This is a genomic window from Actinacidiphila glaucinigra (assembly GCF_900188405.1).
GTDB lineage: Bacteria > Actinomycetota > Actinomycetes > Streptomycetales > Streptomycetaceae > Actinacidiphila > Actinacidiphila glaucinigra.
The window spans coordinates 174,958-193,886 of sequence record NZ_FZOF01000013.1 but is presented as its reverse complement, the minus strand read 5'-3'; the positions used below and the strand labels follow the sequence as shown (position 1 = coordinate 193,886).

Annotated in this window: 14 protein-coding genes; 9 read left to right on the top strand and 5 right to left on the bottom strand. The window is 68.3% G+C overall.

Translation table 11 applies throughout. The features are described 5' to 3' along the window. Window positions 1-21 precede the first annotated feature (21 nt). Window positions 22-849, bottom strand: a complete 828-nt coding sequence (locus tag CHF15_RS24990) for an SDR family NAD(P)-dependent oxidoreductase (protein WP_179279949.1) — start codon at window positions 847-849, stop codon at window positions 22-24. Between the two features lie 572 nt (window positions 850-1,421). Between CHF15_RS24990 and CHF15_RS24985 the strand changes: the two genes are divergently transcribed. The 5 genes from CHF15_RS24985 (at window position 1,422) to CHF15_RS24965 (ending at window position 7,359) form a co-directional block, all read left to right on the top strand. Further along, entirely contained in the window at window positions 1,422-2,243 is an 822-nt protein-coding gene (locus CHF15_RS24985) for an alpha/beta hydrolase (RefSeq protein ID WP_089226113.1), read from the top strand. A gap of 195 nt (window positions 2,244-2,438) precedes the next feature. Further along, the gene (locus CHF15_RS24980; protein WP_089226112.1) at window positions 2,439-3,290 is read left to right on the top strand and encodes an alpha/beta fold hydrolase; all 852 of its coding nucleotides are present in this window, start codon (window positions 2,439-2,441) and stop codon (window positions 3,288-3,290) included. A gap of 134 nt (window positions 3,291-3,424) precedes the next feature. Further along, on the top strand, window positions 3,425-4,180 hold the full coding sequence (locus CHF15_RS24975; protein WP_220093329.1) for an IclR family transcriptional regulator: 756 nt from the start codon (window positions 3,425-3,427) through the stop codon (window positions 4,178-4,180). Window positions 4,181-4,630: 450 nt separating this feature from the next. After that, entirely contained in the window at window positions 4,631-5,719 is a 1,089-nt protein-coding gene (locus CHF15_RS24970; protein ID WP_245939030.1) for a PP2C family protein-serine/threonine phosphatase, read from the top strand. Next, window positions 5,716-7,359 (top strand): ATP-binding SpoIIE family protein phosphatase, encoded by a 1,644-nt coding sequence (locus CHF15_RS24965; protein WP_143681633.1) that lies wholly within the window; start codon window positions 5,716-5,718, stop codon window positions 7,357-7,359. Before CHF15_RS24970 ends, CHF15_RS24965 begins: the two co-directional genes overlap by 4 nt. A 77-nt stretch (window positions 7,360-7,436) precedes the next feature. On the opposite strand, the gene CHF15_RS24960 is transcribed toward CHF15_RS24965, so the two are convergent. Then, window positions 7,437-8,129 (bottom strand): alpha/beta hydrolase, encoded by a 693-nt coding sequence (locus CHF15_RS24960; RefSeq protein WP_089226110.1) that lies wholly within the window; start codon window positions 8,127-8,129, stop codon window positions 7,437-7,439. A 513-nt stretch (window positions 8,130-8,642) separates the two neighbouring features. Here CHF15_RS24960 and CHF15_RS24955 point away from each other — a divergent pair. Continuing rightward, window positions 8,643-9,491: an alpha/beta fold hydrolase gene (locus tag CHF15_RS24955; RefSeq protein ID WP_089226109.1), complete on the top strand. Its 849-nt coding sequence runs from the start codon at window positions 8,643-8,645 to the stop codon at window positions 9,489-9,491. A 229-nt stretch (window positions 9,492-9,720) separates the two neighbouring features. Here the strand turns inward: CHF15_RS24955 and CHF15_RS24950 are convergent, their stop codons facing one another. Beyond that, complete coding sequence (locus CHF15_RS24950; RefSeq protein WP_089226108.1) at window positions 9,721-10,200, bottom strand: RidA family protein; 480 nt, start codon at window positions 10,198-10,200, stop codon at window positions 9,721-9,723. 328 nt (window positions 10,201-10,528) lie between these two features. Between CHF15_RS24950 and CHF15_RS24945 the strand changes: the two genes are divergently transcribed. After that, complete coding sequence (locus CHF15_RS24945; RefSeq protein ID WP_220093328.1) at window positions 10,529-11,950, top strand: carboxylesterase/lipase family protein; 1,422 nt, start codon at window positions 10,529-10,531, stop codon at window positions 11,948-11,950. Window positions 11,951-12,282: 332 nt separating this feature from the next. Here the strand turns inward: CHF15_RS24945 and CHF15_RS24940 are convergent, their stop codons facing one another. Both CHF15_RS24940 and CHF15_RS24935 read right to left on the bottom strand, forming a co-directional pair. Then, window positions 12,283-13,041: an SDR family oxidoreductase gene (locus tag CHF15_RS24940; protein WP_089226107.1), complete on the bottom strand. Its 759-nt coding sequence runs from the start codon at window positions 13,039-13,041 to the stop codon at window positions 12,283-12,285. A gap of 228 nt (window positions 13,042-13,269) precedes the next feature. Further along, window positions 13,270-14,166, bottom strand: coding sequence for an RNA polymerase sigma-70 factor (locus tag CHF15_RS24935; RefSeq protein ID WP_089226106.1), 897 nt, complete (start codon window positions 14,164-14,166; stop codon window positions 13,270-13,272). Window positions 14,167-14,578: 412 nt separating this feature from the next. Between CHF15_RS24935 and CHF15_RS24930 the strand changes: the two genes are divergently transcribed. Beyond that, the gene (locus CHF15_RS24930) at window positions 14,579-17,059 is read left to right on the top strand and encodes a SpoIIE family protein phosphatase (RefSeq protein ID WP_089226105.1); all 2,481 of its coding nucleotides are present in this window, start codon (window positions 14,579-14,581) and stop codon (window positions 17,057-17,059) included. A gap of 706 nt (window positions 17,060-17,765) precedes the next feature. Beyond that, complete coding sequence (locus CHF15_RS24925) at window positions 17,766-18,773, top strand: RNA polymerase sigma factor (protein WP_089226104.1); 1,008 nt, start codon at window positions 17,766-17,768, stop codon at window positions 18,771-18,773. Window positions 18,774-18,929 lie beyond the last annotated feature (156 nt).

The window sequence follows — 18,929 nt, the reverse complement described above, 5'->3', positions numbered from 1 at the left end:
ACCGCGCCCTTCCGCGTCTGCCTAGCCGCCGTCGCCGGTCCCCGGCGGCCGGTCTCCGGGCGCAACAGCGGTGACCCGCGACGGGCGAGTGCCCTTCGGGCTGTCCACCACGGCTGCGACGGCCTGGGCCGTGCGGGCGAGACGCGCCGCGGTGACGGCCTGATCGGCCAGGTGCGCGTCGACTCGATCGACGAGGCCGGGATACCGGCCCTCGTACGCCTGCGCCGCGTCGAGGTCGTCCGGACGGACCAGCCGCAGCCGCCGGCCGGCCGCGGGCACGACCAGGCCGGCCACGACGGCCGTGGCCTCCACCCCGAAGCCGGCCAGCTCCTTCGCGTAGCTTGCCGCGAGATGGCCGATCACCGCGACGCCTTCGAAGTGCAGGGCGAGGTAGGGGGCCTCGTCCGTGGGGCCGCCGCCGGACGCCACCCAGACCAGCAGGCCGTCCTGGCGCTCGCGCATCTGCGGCAGTACAGCACGGTTCACCCGCTGGGTGGACAGCACGTTCGCGTCGTAGATCTGCGCCAACTGGTAGGGGGTGAAGGACTCGATCGGGCCCCGGGGCACAGGTCCCATGGTGTGGACCACGCAGTCGATCCGCCCGGCTTCCGCCGTGATCTCGGTGACCGCGGCGCTGACCGAGCGCTGATCGGCGACGTCCATCGCGATCGGACGCGGCCGAGGGCGGTGACGGCCTGCGGCCCGGTCCGATTCGGCGGCGATCGGTGCGTTGCCTGAGGCCGCGTCCATTCCGGCATATGTGAGGTGACCGGCCTCGGCCAGGGCCTGGGCGGTCGCCGCCCCGAGGCCGCTGGACGCCCCGGTGACAAGGATGATCTTCGACATCATGCTCCTCGGCGCATGGGTGGGAGCGGTGAGGCGCGGTAGTCCTGGCCGACGATGGGCCACGACAGATCCGGCACCGGCGCGTGACCGCACGGGCACCTGCTCAGTATCGGTACCGGTGGGACCGGCCCGCATAGGTCATCCGACAGTGCCGACGACTGGGGATCATGGCCGGTCCCGTTCCAAACGGCAGCGGAAACCGGCCGTCCGGGCTCCGGGACGCGACTCCTCGACCTTTCACCCGAGGAATCCGGGCCTTGCGCGGTCCTCGGCGCACACGCTGCCGCCCGGCAACCGGGCGGCCACCTGGTGCGCCGGCGAAACGACTGCCCGGCACGGCTCGGTGACCGGGTTTCCGGCAGGCATTCGACGGATGTGCGTCCGGTGCCTCCGGCGACAGTCTGGGGATCGCTGCGCGAGTCCGGTGTGCACTGCCGGCCTGGCGCGGTCCGGATTCGTGCTCGACACGTGCCCGTACGCGCTTCGCGCCGTGCCTTTCGCGGCACCGGTTGCGTGCGGGCATCGGCTGGATTAGCTTAAGTGAACAGAACGTTCTATTCGTTTTGGAGGTCCGCATGAGTGAGCCCTATGCCGATGAGGCCGGCACGATCGTGCTCATCCACGGCCTGTGGGTGAACCCGCGCAGCTGGGAAGGGTGGAAGCACCACTACGAATCCCGGGGGTACAGAGTCATGGCTCCCGCCTGGCCCGGGCTCGACCGTGAGGTGGAGGAACTGCGGCGCGACCCCTCGGGCATCGCGGGGGTCGGCTTGCTCGAGGTGGTCGACCACTACGAGCGGATCATCCGCGCCCTGCCTCATCCGCCCATCCTCATGGGCCACTCGTTCGGCGGCACCATCGTGCAGATCCTGCTCGACCGCGGCCTGGGCAGCGCCGGGGTCGCCATCGACTCGGCAGCCGTCAAGGGCGTGCTTCCGCTGCCGCTGTCGACCCTCAAGTCGGCGTGGCCGGTGCTGGGAAACCCGGCCAACAAGAACAAGGCGGTCTCCCTGACGGCGCGGCAGTTCCACTACGCCATCACCAACACGCTCAGCGAGAGCCAGTCCGAGGCCCGCTACGAGCGCTACGCCGTGCCCGGCTCGGCCCGGGTCCTCTTCCAGGGGGCGTTCGCCAACTTCAACCCCCGCGCCGCCACCCGGATCGACTTCCGCAACAGCCGCCGGGCCCCGCTGCTGTTCATCGCGGGAGAGGCCGACCACATCGTCCCGCCCAAGGTGAACAAGGCCAACTGGCGGCTGTACCGCAAGTCGTCCGCCGTCACCGACTACCAGGAGTTCCCCGGACGCTCGCACTTCATCATCGGCCAGGACGGCTGGGAGGAAGTAGCGGACTACGCACTGACCTGGGCCGAGAAGCACAGCCCAGCCCGCGTGTGACCGCGGAGCGCGGGATCCCGCCGGCCCTGATCTGCCGGCCTTCGACCTCATGAATGCGCCGCCCGTCGTGGACGGTTCGGCGCGACACCCCCGCCACTCACGGGGGTGGCTCTCCCGGGGACGCGATCGTCGCGTGCCCCACCCGCGCGGGCGTGTGTGCCCGCCGCAACAACACCATCACATCAGGAGAAATCCATGCTTCGCCGTCGTACGTTCCGTACAGCCGTTCTCGGCGCGACCGGTGTCGCCCTCGCCGGCGGCGTGACCGCGTTCGCGTCCGCCGCGCCCGCCCACCACACCCCTTCGGCCCCCAAGCCGACCGTGGTCCTGGTCAACGGCGCCTGGTCCGACGCCGCGAGCTGGAAGAGTGTCATCAACCGCCTCCAGACCGACGGCTACCCGGTCGTCGCGCCGCCCACCGGTCTGCGCGGCGTGTCCGCCGACTCCTCCTACCTGGCCTCGTACCTCAAGACCATCCAGGGCCCCGTCGTCCTGGTCGGCCAGTCCTACGGCGGCACGGTCATCACCAACGCGGCCACCGGAAACAAGAACGTCAAGGCGCTCGTCTACATCTCCGCCTTCGCGCCGGACAAGGGCGAGGACGTCAAGACCCTGACCGCGAAGTTCCCCGGTTCCCAGATCAGCAACGACCCCGACGCCGAAGTCCCCACCGCCCTCACCCCCGTCCCCTACACCAAGGCTGACGGCACCACCGGGGTCGACCTCTACGCCAAGGCCGACCAGTACCGCAACCTCTTCCTGAGCAACCGCGTCAGCGGCAGGACCGCCGCCGAACTCGCCGCCACCCAGAGCCCCGCCGCCCCCGAGGCACTCGGCGAAGCCTCCGGCGACCCCGCCTGGAAGACCATCCAGTCCTGGTACCTCGTCTCCAAGGACGACCACGTGATCCCGCCCGCCACCGAACGCTTCATGGCCAAGCGCGCGCACGCCCACACCGTCGAGGCCGACACCCCGCACGCCGCGCAGGTCACCAACCCCGGCATCGTCACCGACCTCATCAAGAAGGCCGCCGCAACCGTCCACTGACAGCAAGCGGGCCCCGGCATCGCCCGGTGGCCCGACGCACCCCGCACGACGGCCCAGGTCGTCGTGCGGGGAGGGACGGTGGCCGGGCGCCCGGCGAACGGCGCGGAGACCGTCCCGCAGACCAAGGAAGGGGAATGGACATGTCCGATGAGCACGGCATGTCGGTGACCGACAAGGTCCTTGCGCTGCTCGGGGCCTTCTCCCACGAAAACCCCGCACTCACCCTCACCGAGTTGTCCAGGCGAACGGGCCTTTCGTTGCCTACGGTTCATCGTCGTGCCGCCGAACTCGTCGCCTGGGGAGCCCTGGAGCGCGGGCCCGACCGGCGCTACCGGGTGGGTCTGCGGCTGTGGGAGGTGGCCACCCTCGCGCCTCGTGGCTTCCCGTTGCGCGATGCCGCCCTGCCGATCCTGCAAGACCTGTACGACGTCACGAAGGAGCAGCACATCCATCTCTCCGTGCGGGACCACCTGGACGTCGTCTTCCTGGAGCGACTGAGCGCGCCGGGCGCCCCGCAGGCCGACAGCCGGGTGGGAGGCCGCTTCGGTGCATTCGCCACGGGAGCGGGACTCGTCCTGCTCGCGCACGCGCCCGACGACGTTCAAGAGGAGTACCTGAGCACCCCACCGCGTCGCTACACCAGTAACACGGTCACCTCTCCCGCCCGGCTCCGCTCCCTGCTGGCCGAGGTCCGCAGGGACGGCTACGCCAGCAGCGACAGGATGGTGGGGCCGGACGTCCACTGCGTCGGAGCGCCGATCCACGGTGCGGGCGGCTTGGTCGTGGCGGCCATCTCGATCGCCTTCAGGGCAGGCAGTCAATCCCCCCAGACGCTCGCTCCCGCCGTTCGTGCGGCGGCCCGAAGAGTTTCCCGCGTCTTGCGCGAGTGAACACCTCCCGGGCCGGTCGACGGCCCGCCACGGACCTCCTGGCCGGCCGTCAGATCGAAGGACTCGCCCGCCAGGTCATGGAGTACGCCCCGCAGGCGCCCTTGTGGGCCCTTCCCGGCGTCGTCCAGGGGACGGTCTGCCGAGCCGGCCTCCGGCCCGTACGGCGCCGAAGGCCCCGCGGACCGGACGATCACCGGTTGTGACGGCCGGCGGGCCCTTGGGGCCGCAACTCACCCCTCCACACCGCGATGGCACGAAAGCCGCGCCATGTTTATACGACACCTTCCTTCCAGGAAAATCCGGCCGCTCCCCAGACTCGTAGTGCCGCACTTCCCGCGCACTCCCGCTTTCGCGCCCGCGACCGATGACGGAACCCGCCTGCTCCAAGCGTCCGGCCCCGGAAGCCCCAAGCGGCCGAGGATTCATGGCCGCGGCACCGGACCCCCGGGCTTGCGCCGCCAGGCTGTGCCTCCGCTCCTGCTGATCGCGGCCATCACCTTGGGTGCGTCGTTCGCCCCCCTGGCGGTTCACCTGTCCCCGCTGCTCGTGGCGGCCCCCTCGTGCACGGGAACGTTCGCGCGAACACGCTTCACGAGCGTCATCGCGCTCCTGGCTGCCGCGGCGGTGTTCCTCGTGGACCGCCACGACGGCCTGCTCCACTCACCGCTGCTGCCCATTCACATCGGGGCGGTCCTCATCGTCTCCGTGTTCGTCGTCGCCTCCCGGGCCCTGCACGACCGCGACTTGCGTGAACTGGCCCAAGTACGGGCCGTCTCCGAAGCGGCCCAACGGGTACTGCTGCGGCCGATCCCGGCGCAGCTCGGCCCCCTGCACGTCGCCTCGATGTACCGCGCCGCGGCGGCCCACGCACTGGTGGGCGGCGACCTGTACGCAGCCGCCCGCACCGGCCAGGCCACACGCCTCCTCATCGGAGACGTGCGCGGAAAGGGCCTTCCGGCCATCGGTGACGCCTCTGCCGTCCTGGGCGCCTTCCGGGAGGCAGCCCAGCAGTACCGCACCCTCCCGGAGCTTGCGGCCTCCCTGGAACGCAGCGTCCGCAGGCACCTGAGCGAGCTCGCCCCGATCGACGCCGACAGCAGCGAGCGGTTCATCACCGCCCTCTTGATCGAATTCCCCGACGACGAAGAGATCGTCAGAGTGGTCAGCTGCGGGCACCCGCCGCCTCTGCTGCGCCAGGGCAGCCGGATCACCCTGCTGCCCGTCGCCCGGCCCGCCCCGCCGCTGGGGCTCGCAGCGGACACTCCCGGCGCCTTCCGCCTCGACACCGTTGCCTTCGGCCCCGGAGACACGCTGCTCCTCTACACCGACGGCCTGGCAGAGGCCCGCGACTTCGCAGGCGACTTCTTCCCCGTACTCGACCGTGCCGATACGTGGACCTGGGACTGCCCCAACTGCCTCGTACAGCACGTCAGCGTCGATGTGGACCGGCATGCGGGCGGGAGCCTCCAGGACGACCTGGCCCTTGTCGCCGTCCATCATCCAACCCACCCCATCCACTCCGAACAGGCGTCACCGTGAACGTCCACAGTCCGAAGGCCCGCACGCCCGCGCAGAGAATCCCGAACCCTGCGCCGCACATCATGCGCATCGTCTCGCAGGCACTGCGCACGACATCAGAAGGGACGGTGACGAGGATGGCCACGCCCAGACTCCTCCTGTTCCGGCACCCGGGTGCACTGCTCGCCGTCTATCTCGCCGCGGCCTGCGCACTGCAACTGAAGGCCTCCGCAGTGGGCTTGGTCCGCTGGTCGGACTACTTGGTGCTGACACCCGTGATGGCGGCAGCCCTGCTGCCCCTCAGGCACACCCTGATCTTCGGAGCCTCCACGCTGGCGACCAGTGTGGCCATCTACGGTTTCGCCATTCCAGGCGTGTCGGAGGGCGGCCGGACGGTTGTCGTCACCGCGGCCTTCCTGTCCCTGGGAATGAGTCTGGTCATCTGCCGAGTCCGGATCCGCCAGAAGGCGAGGTGCGCCTTCGCCGTACCTGCCCCGAGCGGTGAGGCGACGGGCCGTATCGCCTCTGCACCACGTCAGGACGCCGGTGATCTGTGCGCTTCCCTGCTCGCCGAGGGACCACCGCCCGGGCGCCTGCCGCAACCGGCAGCCGTGGAACTCGCATACGGCCGGGCCGACGACGGAAGGCCACAGGCCCATTGGCTGGACGCGATCCCCCTGTCCGGAGCCCGGGTGGCGCTGGTCGCCGGCAGCGTGACCGAAGACGGAGAGCCGGCCCCCACTCTGGTGCCCGAACTCCGCGTCGCGGTACGAACGCTGGCGGACATGGACATGCGACCGGACGAGACGCTCATCCATCTCCAGGACGTCCTCCACCGGCTGCAACCGGACGACGCCGCCCACGACGTCACGGCAAGCTGCCTGTACGCGATCTACGACCCCGTCACGGCAGACTGCACCCTCGCCTGCGCCGGCCACCCCGCGCCCATCGTCATCAGCCCCGAAGGTGTGACCATCGCTGTCGACCTGCCCCCCGGAACACCACTCGGACGCGCACGAGCACATGTCACGACCGCGGAGATCCGGCTCGGCAGAGGCAGCGTGCTCCTGCTGCACACGCACTCGCCAAAGCCAACCGGGTCCGGGACCGGGGCCGGGACCAGGACCAGGACCGATGAATCCACCGTGCGCGAACGACGCATCGAGCCGCAGTCCTCGCTCGCGGCCACCTGCCATACGGCCCTGAGGGCCCTTGCGGCGGAGGGTGGCCCCCGTCAACTACGCGTGCTCGCCGCGCGAACCCGCACACTCGACACGACCACCGTGGCGTCGTGGGACCTCACCGCCGATCCAGCGGCGGTCTCCGTCGCGCGCGAACATGTCACTGCCCAGCTTGCGGCATGGGGCCTGGACGAGGCCGCCCCCACCGCCGTCCTGATCGTCAGCGAACTGGTCACCAACGCCATCCGCCACTCCCAGCCACCGGTGCATCTCCGCCTGATCCGCTGCGACACCCGTCTCACCTGCGAAGTCACCGACGGCAGCACCACCACCCCCCACCTGCGCCGCGCCCGCACCCTCGACGAAAGCGGCCGGGGCCTGTTCATCGTCGCCCAACTCACCTGCCGCTGGGGCGCCCGCCACCATCCACAGGGCAAAACCATCTGGGCCGAACACATCCCGCAACGCGAAGCAACGTAGAAGGAGACACACCGTGCGTCGCCGTGGAGGGGCTGCCAGGGCGGCGCCGGTCGTGCCGACGCCCATCGCACGGCTTTTCAGCCGGCCATCTCCTCGCGGATCAGGCGGGCCAGTTCCACCGGGTGCGAGAGGAACGGCGAGTGCCCGCTGTCCATCAGACGCACGCGTTCGGCTTGCCGGGCCATGGAGTACTGGAACGCGGCAGGAATCGCGCGGTCCCGCTCGCAGACGATGTAGGAGCTCGGCACGTCGTGCCAGATGGCCCGGGTGAGAGGCTGGGTGACCGAAGCGAGGGATTGCTTGCGCAGAGTCGCCGCGACGGACTCCGCCAGTTGTGGGTCGACGCCGTTGTACAGCACTTCCACCGGATCGGACACGCCGAAGCAGCCCGGACGGTCGCCTTCTCTTTCATGGACGTCCCAGTACGGGGGATGGACGCCTCCCGTCGGTGTCAGCACCGTGTCACCGACGTCCTGCATCATCGCTGCCAGGTAGATCACCCGCACGATGCCGGGCCTCGCCGGCGTCTGCGACACGGGCGCTCCCCCGTAGGAATGGCCGAGGACCACCGCCGGTCCTCCGATTTCCTCCAGGACGGCTTCGATGCGAGCCGAATCCTCGTACAGGTCCCCGAGGAGTTCTGGGTCCTCCCCGGTACTCGGCAGGCGAACGGTCCTCACGTCCACATCGGGGAGACACGAGGCAAGGTGCTGCCAGGCGGGGGAGTCGTGCCAGGCACCATGGACGAGGAGCAGAGCCGGAAGTGACATGAAAAAGGCTTTCGGGTAGGCAGAGGGATCAGGCGGGCCGCGCCGATCACAGGGCGGCCGAGGCCGATATCAGCGGGTGTTCGATGAGTTCACTTCGCATAGCTGGACAAGCGGCACCGTGACGAAGATGCCCCGGCCGGGTTTCGTCAGGGGACGCAGGTGGAGCTCCACCTTTCATCAGGGATGGGTCTTTCGCCTGTCGCGGACCCGGCCGCCCGCCACGTGGGTCGGCGCTCGCGTCCGATCAGGGAAGGGGATGGCTTTTCCTCGAAAAAGTCCTCCAGCAATCACACTTCAATCAGCCGCCACTGCTGTGCACAAAACTCGCTGAAGCCCGGCTCTGCTCCCAATCGGAATGCGAATGTCCGTATGCTACCTCCGGACCGGCGGGCGGCAAAAAACTTTCACTGAATGAAAGTTTGGCTCGACATCGGAATTCGTTATATAAACGAGCGCCACTTTACGGATGTCAGGCAGGCCCGCCGGCATCGAGTGCGAGGGAAGGACTCCACCATGTCCGCAGCAACCGCAACTTCTGCTCCGACCAGGACCGTTGACGTCGCAGGGACCCCGTTCGCCTACCGCGAGGTGGGCACGGGCGAGGGCGTTCCGCTGGTCCTCCTGCACCACGTCACCGCGGTGCTGGACGACTGGGACCCCGCCGTCGTCGACGGCCTGGCAGCCGAACGCCGCGTCATCATGGTCGACCTGCGCGGAGTCGGCCGCTCCGGCGGGACCACCCCGGACACCTTCGAGGCGATGGCCGACGACACCGTCGCCTTCCTGGACGCCCTCGGCCTGGACACGGTCGACCTGCTCGGCTACTCCCTGGGCGGCATCGTCGCCCAGGTCGTCGCCCAGCAGTACCCCGAGCGCGTCCGCCGGATCATCCTGGCCGCCACCGCGCCCGCCGGCGCCCAGGGCCCGGCTGCCACCGGCGCCACGCTCCAGACGGCCATTCAGAAGGCGACCGAGCTGGGCAAGCACCCCAAGCACTTCTTGTTCTTCGAACCGTCGTCGGCCAGCCAGGCAGCCGCGGACTCCTTCCTCGCCCGTCTGGACCAGCGCACCGCCGATGACCGCGACACCCCGATCTCCAACGAGGCCATCGGCGCCCAGCTCGCCGCGCTCACCACGTGGGAGCAGGACACCTCGCCGGCCGGCCTGGCAGCCGTCAAGCAGCCCGCACTCGTCGTCAACGGCGACAACGACACGATGTGGCCCACAGCGGCCTGCACCCTCCGCCTCGCCGAGCTGCTTCCCGACGCGAGGCTCGCTGTCTACCCCGACTCCGGCCACGGCGGCATCTTCCAGTACCACGAGACGTTCGTGCAGCAGGCCCTGGACTTCCTCCGCGACTGACATCACACCGGGGCAGTCGTCACCCTTCTCCCGAACCGCGGCCAACCGGGTCTGCACGGTCAGGGACTCGACGCGAACAGTGTCGTGCAGCAGAGGCACTTCGCGGTCTTGGCGTGATCAACAACGCCTCGCCAACGTACATGCTCACGCCAAGGCCGTACGACCCTCCGCACCAGCCCGCTGCGGTCGACAGGCCGCCCAGCCGCCCGACCCGGATGGCGGGGCAAGCTCAGCGGATCAGGACCTCGGCCTCGATCTCCACCGGGATCCGGAAGGGAAGCTCCGCGAGGCCGACTGCCGACCGGGCATGACTGCCGGCCTCAGGCCCCCACAGTTCCAGGATCAGATCGGAGAAACCGTTCACCACCGCCGGCGCCGAGGTGAACCCGGGTGCGGCATTGACCATGCCGAAAACCCTGAGCCAGGCGACGACACGGTCCAGATCGCCGAGAGCCGCACGCAAGCTCGCCAGGACAGCGAGGGCTGTGGAGCGTGCAGCGTCGTAGGCCTCTGACTGCGACACCTCCGCCCCCACCTTGCCCAGAACCGAAGGAAGCGAGCCATCGCGCATCAGTGGCCCGTGACCGGAGACGAAGGCGCGGTCGCCGAGGATCCTGACCCATGGAAAGGGCAGGCTGACACCTGGAGGCAATTGCATGGGTTCGGGAAGCTCCAGGCCCATCTCTGCCAGGCGGCTCTCAATTCTCATTGTCGTCCCATCGTGAGGACCGGCGCAAAATGCGTAGGTACGGACCACCTTTGTAGCGTTCCAGCGGCACGCTAACTTCACCGCAGTAGGGCTGACGTAAGTGCAACGTCGGAGAGCTGTGGCGAAATCGCCCCCGGCATCACGTGATCGCTTCGGACGTAATCGTGAGAACGACGCGTCACTGGTCCGTAGACCGTCGTCATATCGACCGACTGAGATCCGCGCCCGCGTGGACTCGGCGACTGGGGATGCCGGGCCCAAACTTTCATTCAGTGAAAGCTTTTTGCTGCCCACTGGTCCGGAGGTAGCATCCGGACGTTCGTATTCCATGAAGGCGGAGCCGGGCTTCAGTATGGAAAATATCATCGTGCAAACGATCCAGGGCGCCGTGCGAGGCGTAACGGACAAGGGTGTCAGCGTGTTCAGGGGCATCCCGTACGCCGCGCCTCTCGACGGCCCCCGGCGTTTCCAGGCGCCGCAGCAGCCGCAGCCGTGGGACGGCGTCCTCGACGGTACCGCTTTCAGCGCCTCGCCCCCGCAGGCCCAGATGCCTCCTTTGCCCGCGCTGTGGCACCCGGGTGACGATGCCGACTGCCTCACCGTGAATGTCTGGACGCCCGATCCCGGGGCAGCCGGTCTCCCGGTGATGGTCTGGCTCTACGGGGGAGCGTTCATTTTCGGTTCCGCGAGCCAGCCCGAGTTCGATGGCGCGAACCTGGCCCGCTCGGGCGTCGTGCTGGTGACCCTGAACTACCGCACCGGCTTCGAGGGCTTGGGCTGGCTGCCGGACGCGCCGCAGAACCGGGCACTGCTCGACCAACTCGCGGCCCTGCGCTGGGTGCAGGAGAACATAGCGCGTTTCGGTGGGGCCCCGGGCAATGTGACGATCTTCGGACAATCGGCGGGGGGCAGCGCCGTGGCGGCGCTGACGGCCGCCGAGGCCGGCCGCGGGCTGTTCGGCCGGGCCATTGGACAGAGCGTCACAGCGGCTTTTCTGCCTGAAGAGCGGGCGCGGGACACGGCAGAGCGGATCGCGGCGGCGCTCGGTGTTCCGCTCACTTCCGAGGCCTTCGCGGGCGTGGCGTCCGAGGCGATCCACGCCGTGCAGTCCAGGGAGGGCGAGGTCACTCCCTACGGACTGGTGGTGGATGGGGATGTGGTGCGTGACCAGCCCTGGCGGGGCCTCCGTGCGGAGGTCGACCTCATGACCGGGTACACCCGTGACGAGTACCGATTCTTCGCCATGGCGATGAGCGAAAACCTGTCCGCCATTGACGTCGCTGGTGTCGCGGCGGCGCACGGCGTTCCTCTCGACGGCTACCGAGCCGCGCACCCAGGCGTCTCCGATGCCGATCTGTACATCCTCATCCAGTCCGACGCGTTCTTCCGCATGCCGTCGACGTGGTGCGCTCAAGAGCACTCCGGCCGCAGCTGGTGTTATGAGGTGGCCTGGCCGACCCCGGTGTTCGGCGGGGCGCTCGGCGCCTGCCACCTGCTCGACGTACCGCTGACATTCGGCAATTTCCACGGCCCGATGGCGGCCATGCTCTTCGGCGACTCACTCCCGCCGGAGGCTGTCGGCCTGGCAGACGAGTTCCGCAGGTCGTTGACGGCTTTCGCCGCAACCGGCGACCCTGGCTGGCCGCAGTACCGGAAGGACGAGGCGCTCACGCAGATCTGGGACGTGCCCGTCTCAGTGGTGGCGGACCCCGTGTCGGCGTCCCGACAGATCTGGGCGGACAAGATGTAAAGCCTCCGGGAGCCGCGTTGGTCGGTGCCCCTGTGTCACCGGCTGAGGGATCCATCGTGGAGCCACCCCGGAGGCGGTCTTCGATGAGGTCCCGGAGGGAACGTGGGCCGCCTTGCCGGACCCGCCGGCCGCGCCGGTAGGGCTGGAGCAGGGCCCAGGTGCCGGCGTTGGTGTCGTGGAGCAATCGGCCTTGTTCGCCGAGGTTGGGGCGTTGCGGTCTGGGCGACGAACCGGGCTGGGGGCATCCGATCAAGGCAGTTGGAGTCCACGACGCCTCCGGCTGGAGTCGCTCGACGACGCTCCACGTGCGCATCGCACCAGCTGATCAACCATCAGCTGATCGCAATACCACCGTTGACTTTGATGCGTTCACCGGTGATGAAGCCGGCGTCCGGCGATACGAGGAAAGCCACAGCGGCGGCGACGTCTTCTGGTCGACCCATGCGTCCCAGTGGTACTTCCGCCGCGTATGCGGCGAGGGTTTCGCGGTCGACACCGGCGTGCCGTTCGACCGGGATCCAACCAGGGGCGACGGTGTTCACGGTGATCCCGAACGGGCCGAGTGCTTGGGCCCACGACTTGGTCAGGCTGTGCTGTGCGGCCTTGGCCGCCGTGTAGGCCGCCATCTCGGGCACGGAACGCTCCAGCACATCCGAGCCGATTTGGATGATCCGGCCGCCACCGCGCTCGCGCATGGTCGGCAGCACCGCTTGCATCAGGAGCGTGGGGCTTTTGACGAAAAACAGGAGTTGGGCGAGATGGTCTTGCCAGGTCAGCGCTGCCGGATGCACGTCGTGCTGCGGGCCTGTCGCGTTGATGACCAGCGAGGCAACCGGGCCGAGTTGGTCAGTCACATCCGCCACGAGATTTGTGACGGCGGCCTCGTCGGTCACATCAGCGGCGAAAGCCTGGGCGATACCACCGGCGGAGTGTACGTCCGCCACCACCCGGCGAGCGGCTTCAGCCCCCGACCGGTACACCACGGCGACCGGGTGTCCGCTGGCCGCGAGACGTCGGGCGATCACGGCGCCGAGGCCACGCGAGGCCCCTGTGACTATTGAGATACCGGTGATTGCGACGCCTTCAGACATGAATGCAGCATACACGGAGGTAACGACGCGAACAGTTCGCGTGGAGGTGCAGTGTGACGCGGTTGACAGTCACCATCACAACAGTGTGATGGACGGGAGAGTGTAGGCACCGCAGGGGCATGCTCGCTGACGTGGGGAAAGTGCGCCCTTCGCGTGCAGCGCGAGGACGCTCCACTGGCCTCGAAGACCGCGGGAGGGGGCCGGCCGAGGCTGAAGCTCCTGACAGACTCAATCGGCCAGAGTCGCCGCATAGTTGGCCAGCTTGGCCGGGCTGACCACCCACATGATGCGTTCGATACCGCGCTCCGACACATCTGCGGTCACGAGAGCCACCGCGGCACCGTGACATGTCACCAGGGCAGCCGGCCTTCCGTTGGCCTCCACCCAGCGGATTTCCCTCTCCGGCCAGAACCGCGGGGAGTATGCGACAAGGGTCTTCGAGACATGCGGCCGCCCCACGATCGGGATCTTGGACGCCCCGCGTATCCCTGCACCATCGGCATAGCTGACCACGTCGGCCGCGAGAAGCTCCTCCAGCGACGCCAGATCACCGGATTGCGCCGCCGCGACGAACGCCTTCAGCAGACGATGGTGAGCGGCCGGGCTGACAGGCTCTCTGTGTTCCGCTGCCAGGTGCTTCCGGGCGCGGCTCACCAACTGACGCGTATGGGGTTCGTTCGTCTCCAGGATGTCTGCGATCTTTTTGTACGGGTAGGCGAAGGCCTCCCTCAACACGTAGGCAGCCCGTTCCACGGGGTTCAGCTTCTCCAGGAGGAAGAGAACCGCCATGTCGAGCACCTCTGCCCGCTCCGCCCCCAGTTGCGGATCCGCGCTGGTGTCGACCGGCTCCGGAAGCCAGGGCCCGATGTAGGACTCGCGTCGCATTCTGGCGGACTTGGCGCAGTTGATCGACAGACGGGTAGTGATCGTCGTCAGGAACGCCGTCGGCTCCTGGACGTCGGCATGGTCGATGGCCTGCCATCGCAGCCACGCCTCCTGGACAATGTCCTCGGCCTCCGCGGCACTGCCGAGGACGCGATAGGCGATGCCGAAAAGCTGGGGACGCGCTGCCATGAAATCCCTCGTTGCCTGCTCAAGGGAGTCTGACTTTTCGCGCGTGCGCATGAGTGGCCTCCAACTCGTGATCACCATGCTATTGGCGGCCACAGAGGGGCGCGCGCCGAGTCAGGCGGGCTGTCTCTCCGCTCTCGAGCTGCGGGCTCCCACGCGTAGAGGAGCGGTTCTGTGGACCGCAAGCATCAGTGAGTAGTCCGATAAACGCTGAGCGGTCGCTTTCGGCCGCCGATAACCCCTGTGGCGTGTCGCTCGCGCCGGTGGATCTGCCGCCAGGGCAACGCCATGCGGCACGCAGGCGTCATGTCCCGGCCGTGGGCCGCTCGATGCTGAACGTTATCGTGTAGTGGCTGTTCGTAGTATTTTGGGAAGCTTGTCACGAAACGGGGAGCCGGTTTGACATTCAACCAAAGGGGTCTAAATCAGGCCTTTCCCTTCCCGGCGACGCAAGGACAGCACTCCGATGACGACGGACAGCCTCCGGCACATAACATTCGGTAATGAATTCGATGGGCTCGGCATATCCGACACAGCCTTCGCGCTGCTGGACGAGTCGGGCACGGTTGTCGGGTGGACGCAGGCCGCCGAACGGCTCGTCGGTTACGGTGCCGGGGACATCGTCGGCCGCTCGGCCGCCCTGGTGGTGCCGTCCTTCGGCGGAGCAGCCACCACCGATACCTTCGTGGAGCGCCTCCTTGCTGAGAACGGCTGGCCGGGGGCGTCAGCAGTGCGCCGTCGCGACGGCAACCTGGTGGACGTCAGTCTGCGGATCACGGAACTGCGAGGCCAGGGCGGGACCACATGTTGGCTGGCCTCACTGACTGATTCAGGGGCGTTGTCCGGGGATGTGCTGAGCACGTTGGCCCGCGGCCCGCTCCTCGCCCGCGCGCCTATCGGGGTCGTCATCCGGGACCCTCACCTTCTGTGCATGTTTGCCAACGACGTGATGGAACAGCACGACGGCGTCCCCGTGCACCGGCGGCTGGGGCGTCGGCTCACCGAATCAGCACCTGGCGCCACGGCCGAAGCCATCGAGGCGCTGATGCGGCAGGTCCTCCAAGGCGGCGACACCAAAGTGCACGAGTACCGGGCGTGGCTGCCCGCTGCCCCAGGGCGGGAGCACTCGTTCGCCGGGGCCTATCACTGCCTCCTGGGTGCCGACGGTCAAACCGTCGGTGTATGCGTGATCAGCGCCGACGTAACCGAGAGCCGGCGGATGCGCGAGGACCTTGCCACCATCGCCAAGGCCAGTACGCGGTTGAGTGAAAGCCTGGATGTGATGCAGACCAGCCAGGGCCTGGCCGACCTGGCCGTGCCCCTGCTCGCCGACTACGTCGCTGTTGACCTGGAGCAGTCCGTCCCGTTCGGCCAAGAGCCGGCTGTCCACATCGGTGCCGCGGCCCGTGGTGTTCCCGTGCTGCGTCGTGCCGGGCAAGCCTCGATTCACCGGGGGGTGCCGGAATCCCCGTTGCGGCGCGGTGAGTCGGTCCCCATGTCGTCCGCGTCACCGCTGGCCGTCGTCCTGCGCACTGGCAAGCCCCACCTGCAACAGCACCTAGAGCGACCTTGGGTCGAAGGGCGCCCGGCGCTGGCCCGGCGGTTCCGCGAGACCGGCATGCACTCGCTGATGGTCGTGCCCGTCCATATGCAAAACGCGCTGCTGGGAGTGGTCATGTTCGTCCGCACCGAGAACCGGACGCCGTTCGAGGAAACCGACCTGCTGTTGGCGCAAGAGTTCGTCAATCGTGCCGCCGTCGCGCTGGACAACGCCCGTCGGTACGCCCGCGAGCAAACCGCCGCCCTCACCCTCCAGGGCAACCTTCTGCCGCGTCGGCTGACCGGCGGCACGGCTGTCGAGGCGGCATCGCGCTACCTGCCGGCCGACATGGACCACGGGGTGGGTGGCGACTGGTTCGACGTGATCCCGCTGTCAGGTGCACGGGTGGCATTGGTCGTCGGCGACGTGGTCGGGCATGGCCTGCACGCCGCCGCGACCATGGGCACGCTTCGAACCGCTGTGCGCACGCTCGCCGACATGGAGTTGCCTCCCGACGAACTGCTGGCCCATCTCGACAACACCGTCCAGCGATTGGCCGAGGCAGACGGCGACGACCTGAATTCGATGCCCGGCGCCGTAGGCGCCACTTGCCTGTACGCCGTCTACGACCCTGCCACACGCGTGTGCACCATGGCCCGGGCCGGGCATCCCCCGCCCGCGATCGTCGACCACGAAGGCGGGGTCACCTTCCCCGACCTCCCCGCTGGCGCGCCCCTGGGCATCGGTCTCGGCGACCCCTTCGAGGCCGTGGAGATGGAACTGTCCGAAGGGAGCCTCCTCGCCCTCTACACCGACGGTCTGATCGAGACCCGCGGCGGCGACATCGAGAGCGGCATGCGCCGCTTGGGTACCATCCTCGCGGAACCAGGCCAGCCCCTGGAGGAACTCTGCACGCGCGCCACGGACGCCATCTCTGGGCAGGCATCGTGCGACGACACCACCCTGCTTCTCATCAAGACCCGATCCCTGAACGCGGCCCAGATCGCCTCCTGGACCTTGCCCAACGACGAGACCGCCGTCCGGCGCGCCCGCGACCTGGCGGCCGGTCAGTTGACCATATGGGGCCTGGACGGCCTCAGTGACTCCACGAAGCTGATCGTCAGCGAATTGGTCACCAACGCCGTACGCCACAGCACCGGTCCGATCCGTTTGTGCCTGAAACGACACGGCGTTCTGACTTGCGAAGTGTCCGACTCCGACGCTTGTGCCCCGCGCCCACGTCGAGCACGCTCCACGGACGAGAACGGGCGCGGCCTCCTCCTCGTCGCTCAGATGTCGCGCAGGTGGGGATCTCGACTGATGCCGGAAGGCAAGGTCGTTTGGGTCGAACAAGGAATACCCGCCACCTCCGACTCTCGGTCATCGCTTGCTGCAGCCCAGCACTAGTGCCCCACCTCGGAGTCGTCGCCGGCGGTGACGGGCGGATCGCCACTGCGACCAGCTCACCGGGGCGCTGTCGACCTCGTTCATGCGTGGGCCATCCCAGACTGTTGGTGGTGTGCATCACCGCAGGCGGCAGGCGGCTGTACCGGTCTTGCCAGTTAAGAGCGGGTCAGGGGCGAAATTATGGTGACGGCGTGCGCAATTCATCAGGTGGTGACCTGTTCTCCGTCACACTGTCCAATGTCGACCTGTTTGACACGTTCCTGGGACTGGTGCTTCGCTGTGCAGCGCACCCCAACCCACCGTGGAACCCACGCGTCGGCGCGCGGGTGAATGAGGGGGAAGTTCGGCTGGCGGCTGAGTGGGCAGCCGGTCGCGGACCAGAGGAAACCCGGGGGCTCGTGCGGAGGTGGACGGCCCACTGTGCAGACCAGTCGGAGACGAGTGAGGCGATCGCGAGATGAGCTTCAGCGCAGGTACGGTGCGTCCGGCGAGTCGGTGGGGCGCCCACAGGCCGAGGTGGGCACCGGAGTGCGCCACACAGATCCTCGCGGGGCCACCGCCGCGACTGCACACCATTGACAGTGTGTTTCCTCCCACCAGGGGCTACTCGCATGAACCGTAGCCAGCGGCTCCGCTGCAGCGAGCTCCTGACAGCAATTGAGGCGAGGAGCGAACCAGAACAGTGTGAACGCGAAGGAGCACGGTGATGGACGAAGCGAATGCCGCGCGCATCGAGGACGCCAAGCTCACACATGCCGCCCAGGAGGGGGAGATCACTGCCCTGAGTCTGCTTCTGGAACGGCACCGAGCGGGGATGACCGCCGTGGCGCTGAGTCTTCTCGGGCCGGGCCCCGACGTCGACGACGTGATGCAGGAAGCCACCGTGACCGCGCTCCGACGCGTGGGCGAAGTCCGCGACCCGACGGCCGTGGGGGCGTGGTTGCGTATGATCGTGCGCAACGCTTGCCGTTCGCTGTTGCGAAACGCAGCTCACCTGGTGCCGCAAGCCAATGTGCCAGTGGCCTCGGCCACGGCATCTCCTGAGCAGTGGCTTGAGCAGAACGCGCTGCGGAACTGGGTCTGGGAGGCGATCGAAAACCTCTCTCCCGCGCTGCGCCTACCCCTGGTACTCCGCCATTTCAGTTTCCGCGTCACCTCCTACGAGCAGATCGCCGAGGCCTGCGGCATTCCGGTGGGGACGGTCCGCAGTCGGATAAGCCAGGGCCGGACCAAGCTGGCCGAAGCTCTCACCGCTACGACGGACGCCGCCCACGGGGAAGCGTCCGAGCGCGTCCGCGCCAGCGAGATCGAGGCAACCGAAACACTTGCCGCCGCCGAACGAGGCGACTTCGGCGACCTGCTCACCGAGCGCTGGTCCCCGGAGGTCATGCTGATGCGCGGCAAAGACGCCGTAGGCGGCCGGCGCCACCTCGTGCGCAGTATGAACCGGGACATCGCCGCCGGTGTACGCCAGCGTCTGGTGCACACCGTGGCCGGCAGGTCGCTGACCGTCTGGGAGACAGACATCCTCAATCCGGCGGACGACCCCGACCACTGCCCGCCCGCGGTGGCGTGGTTGATGAGCCTGGACACCGACGGACGTGTACACCGACTACGTCTGTTCCACCCCAGGGCGCGGCAGGTCGCGCACCCGGCGCCGGCCCTGGGATGTGGCACCGAAAGCGACCCCGCTCCGGCGGCAACTGTGACGTGAGCCATACGCCTTGAATCGAACTTCGGCCGTTCTCACGCGTCTTGTCACTGCAATCGTCACCCGCAGGACTTCGGAGAACATCATGTCTGTCCCGACGAACGCCCCCTTGGCGGTGGGCTCGCACCACATCGAAGGGGACGGTGTCGTATCGTCTCC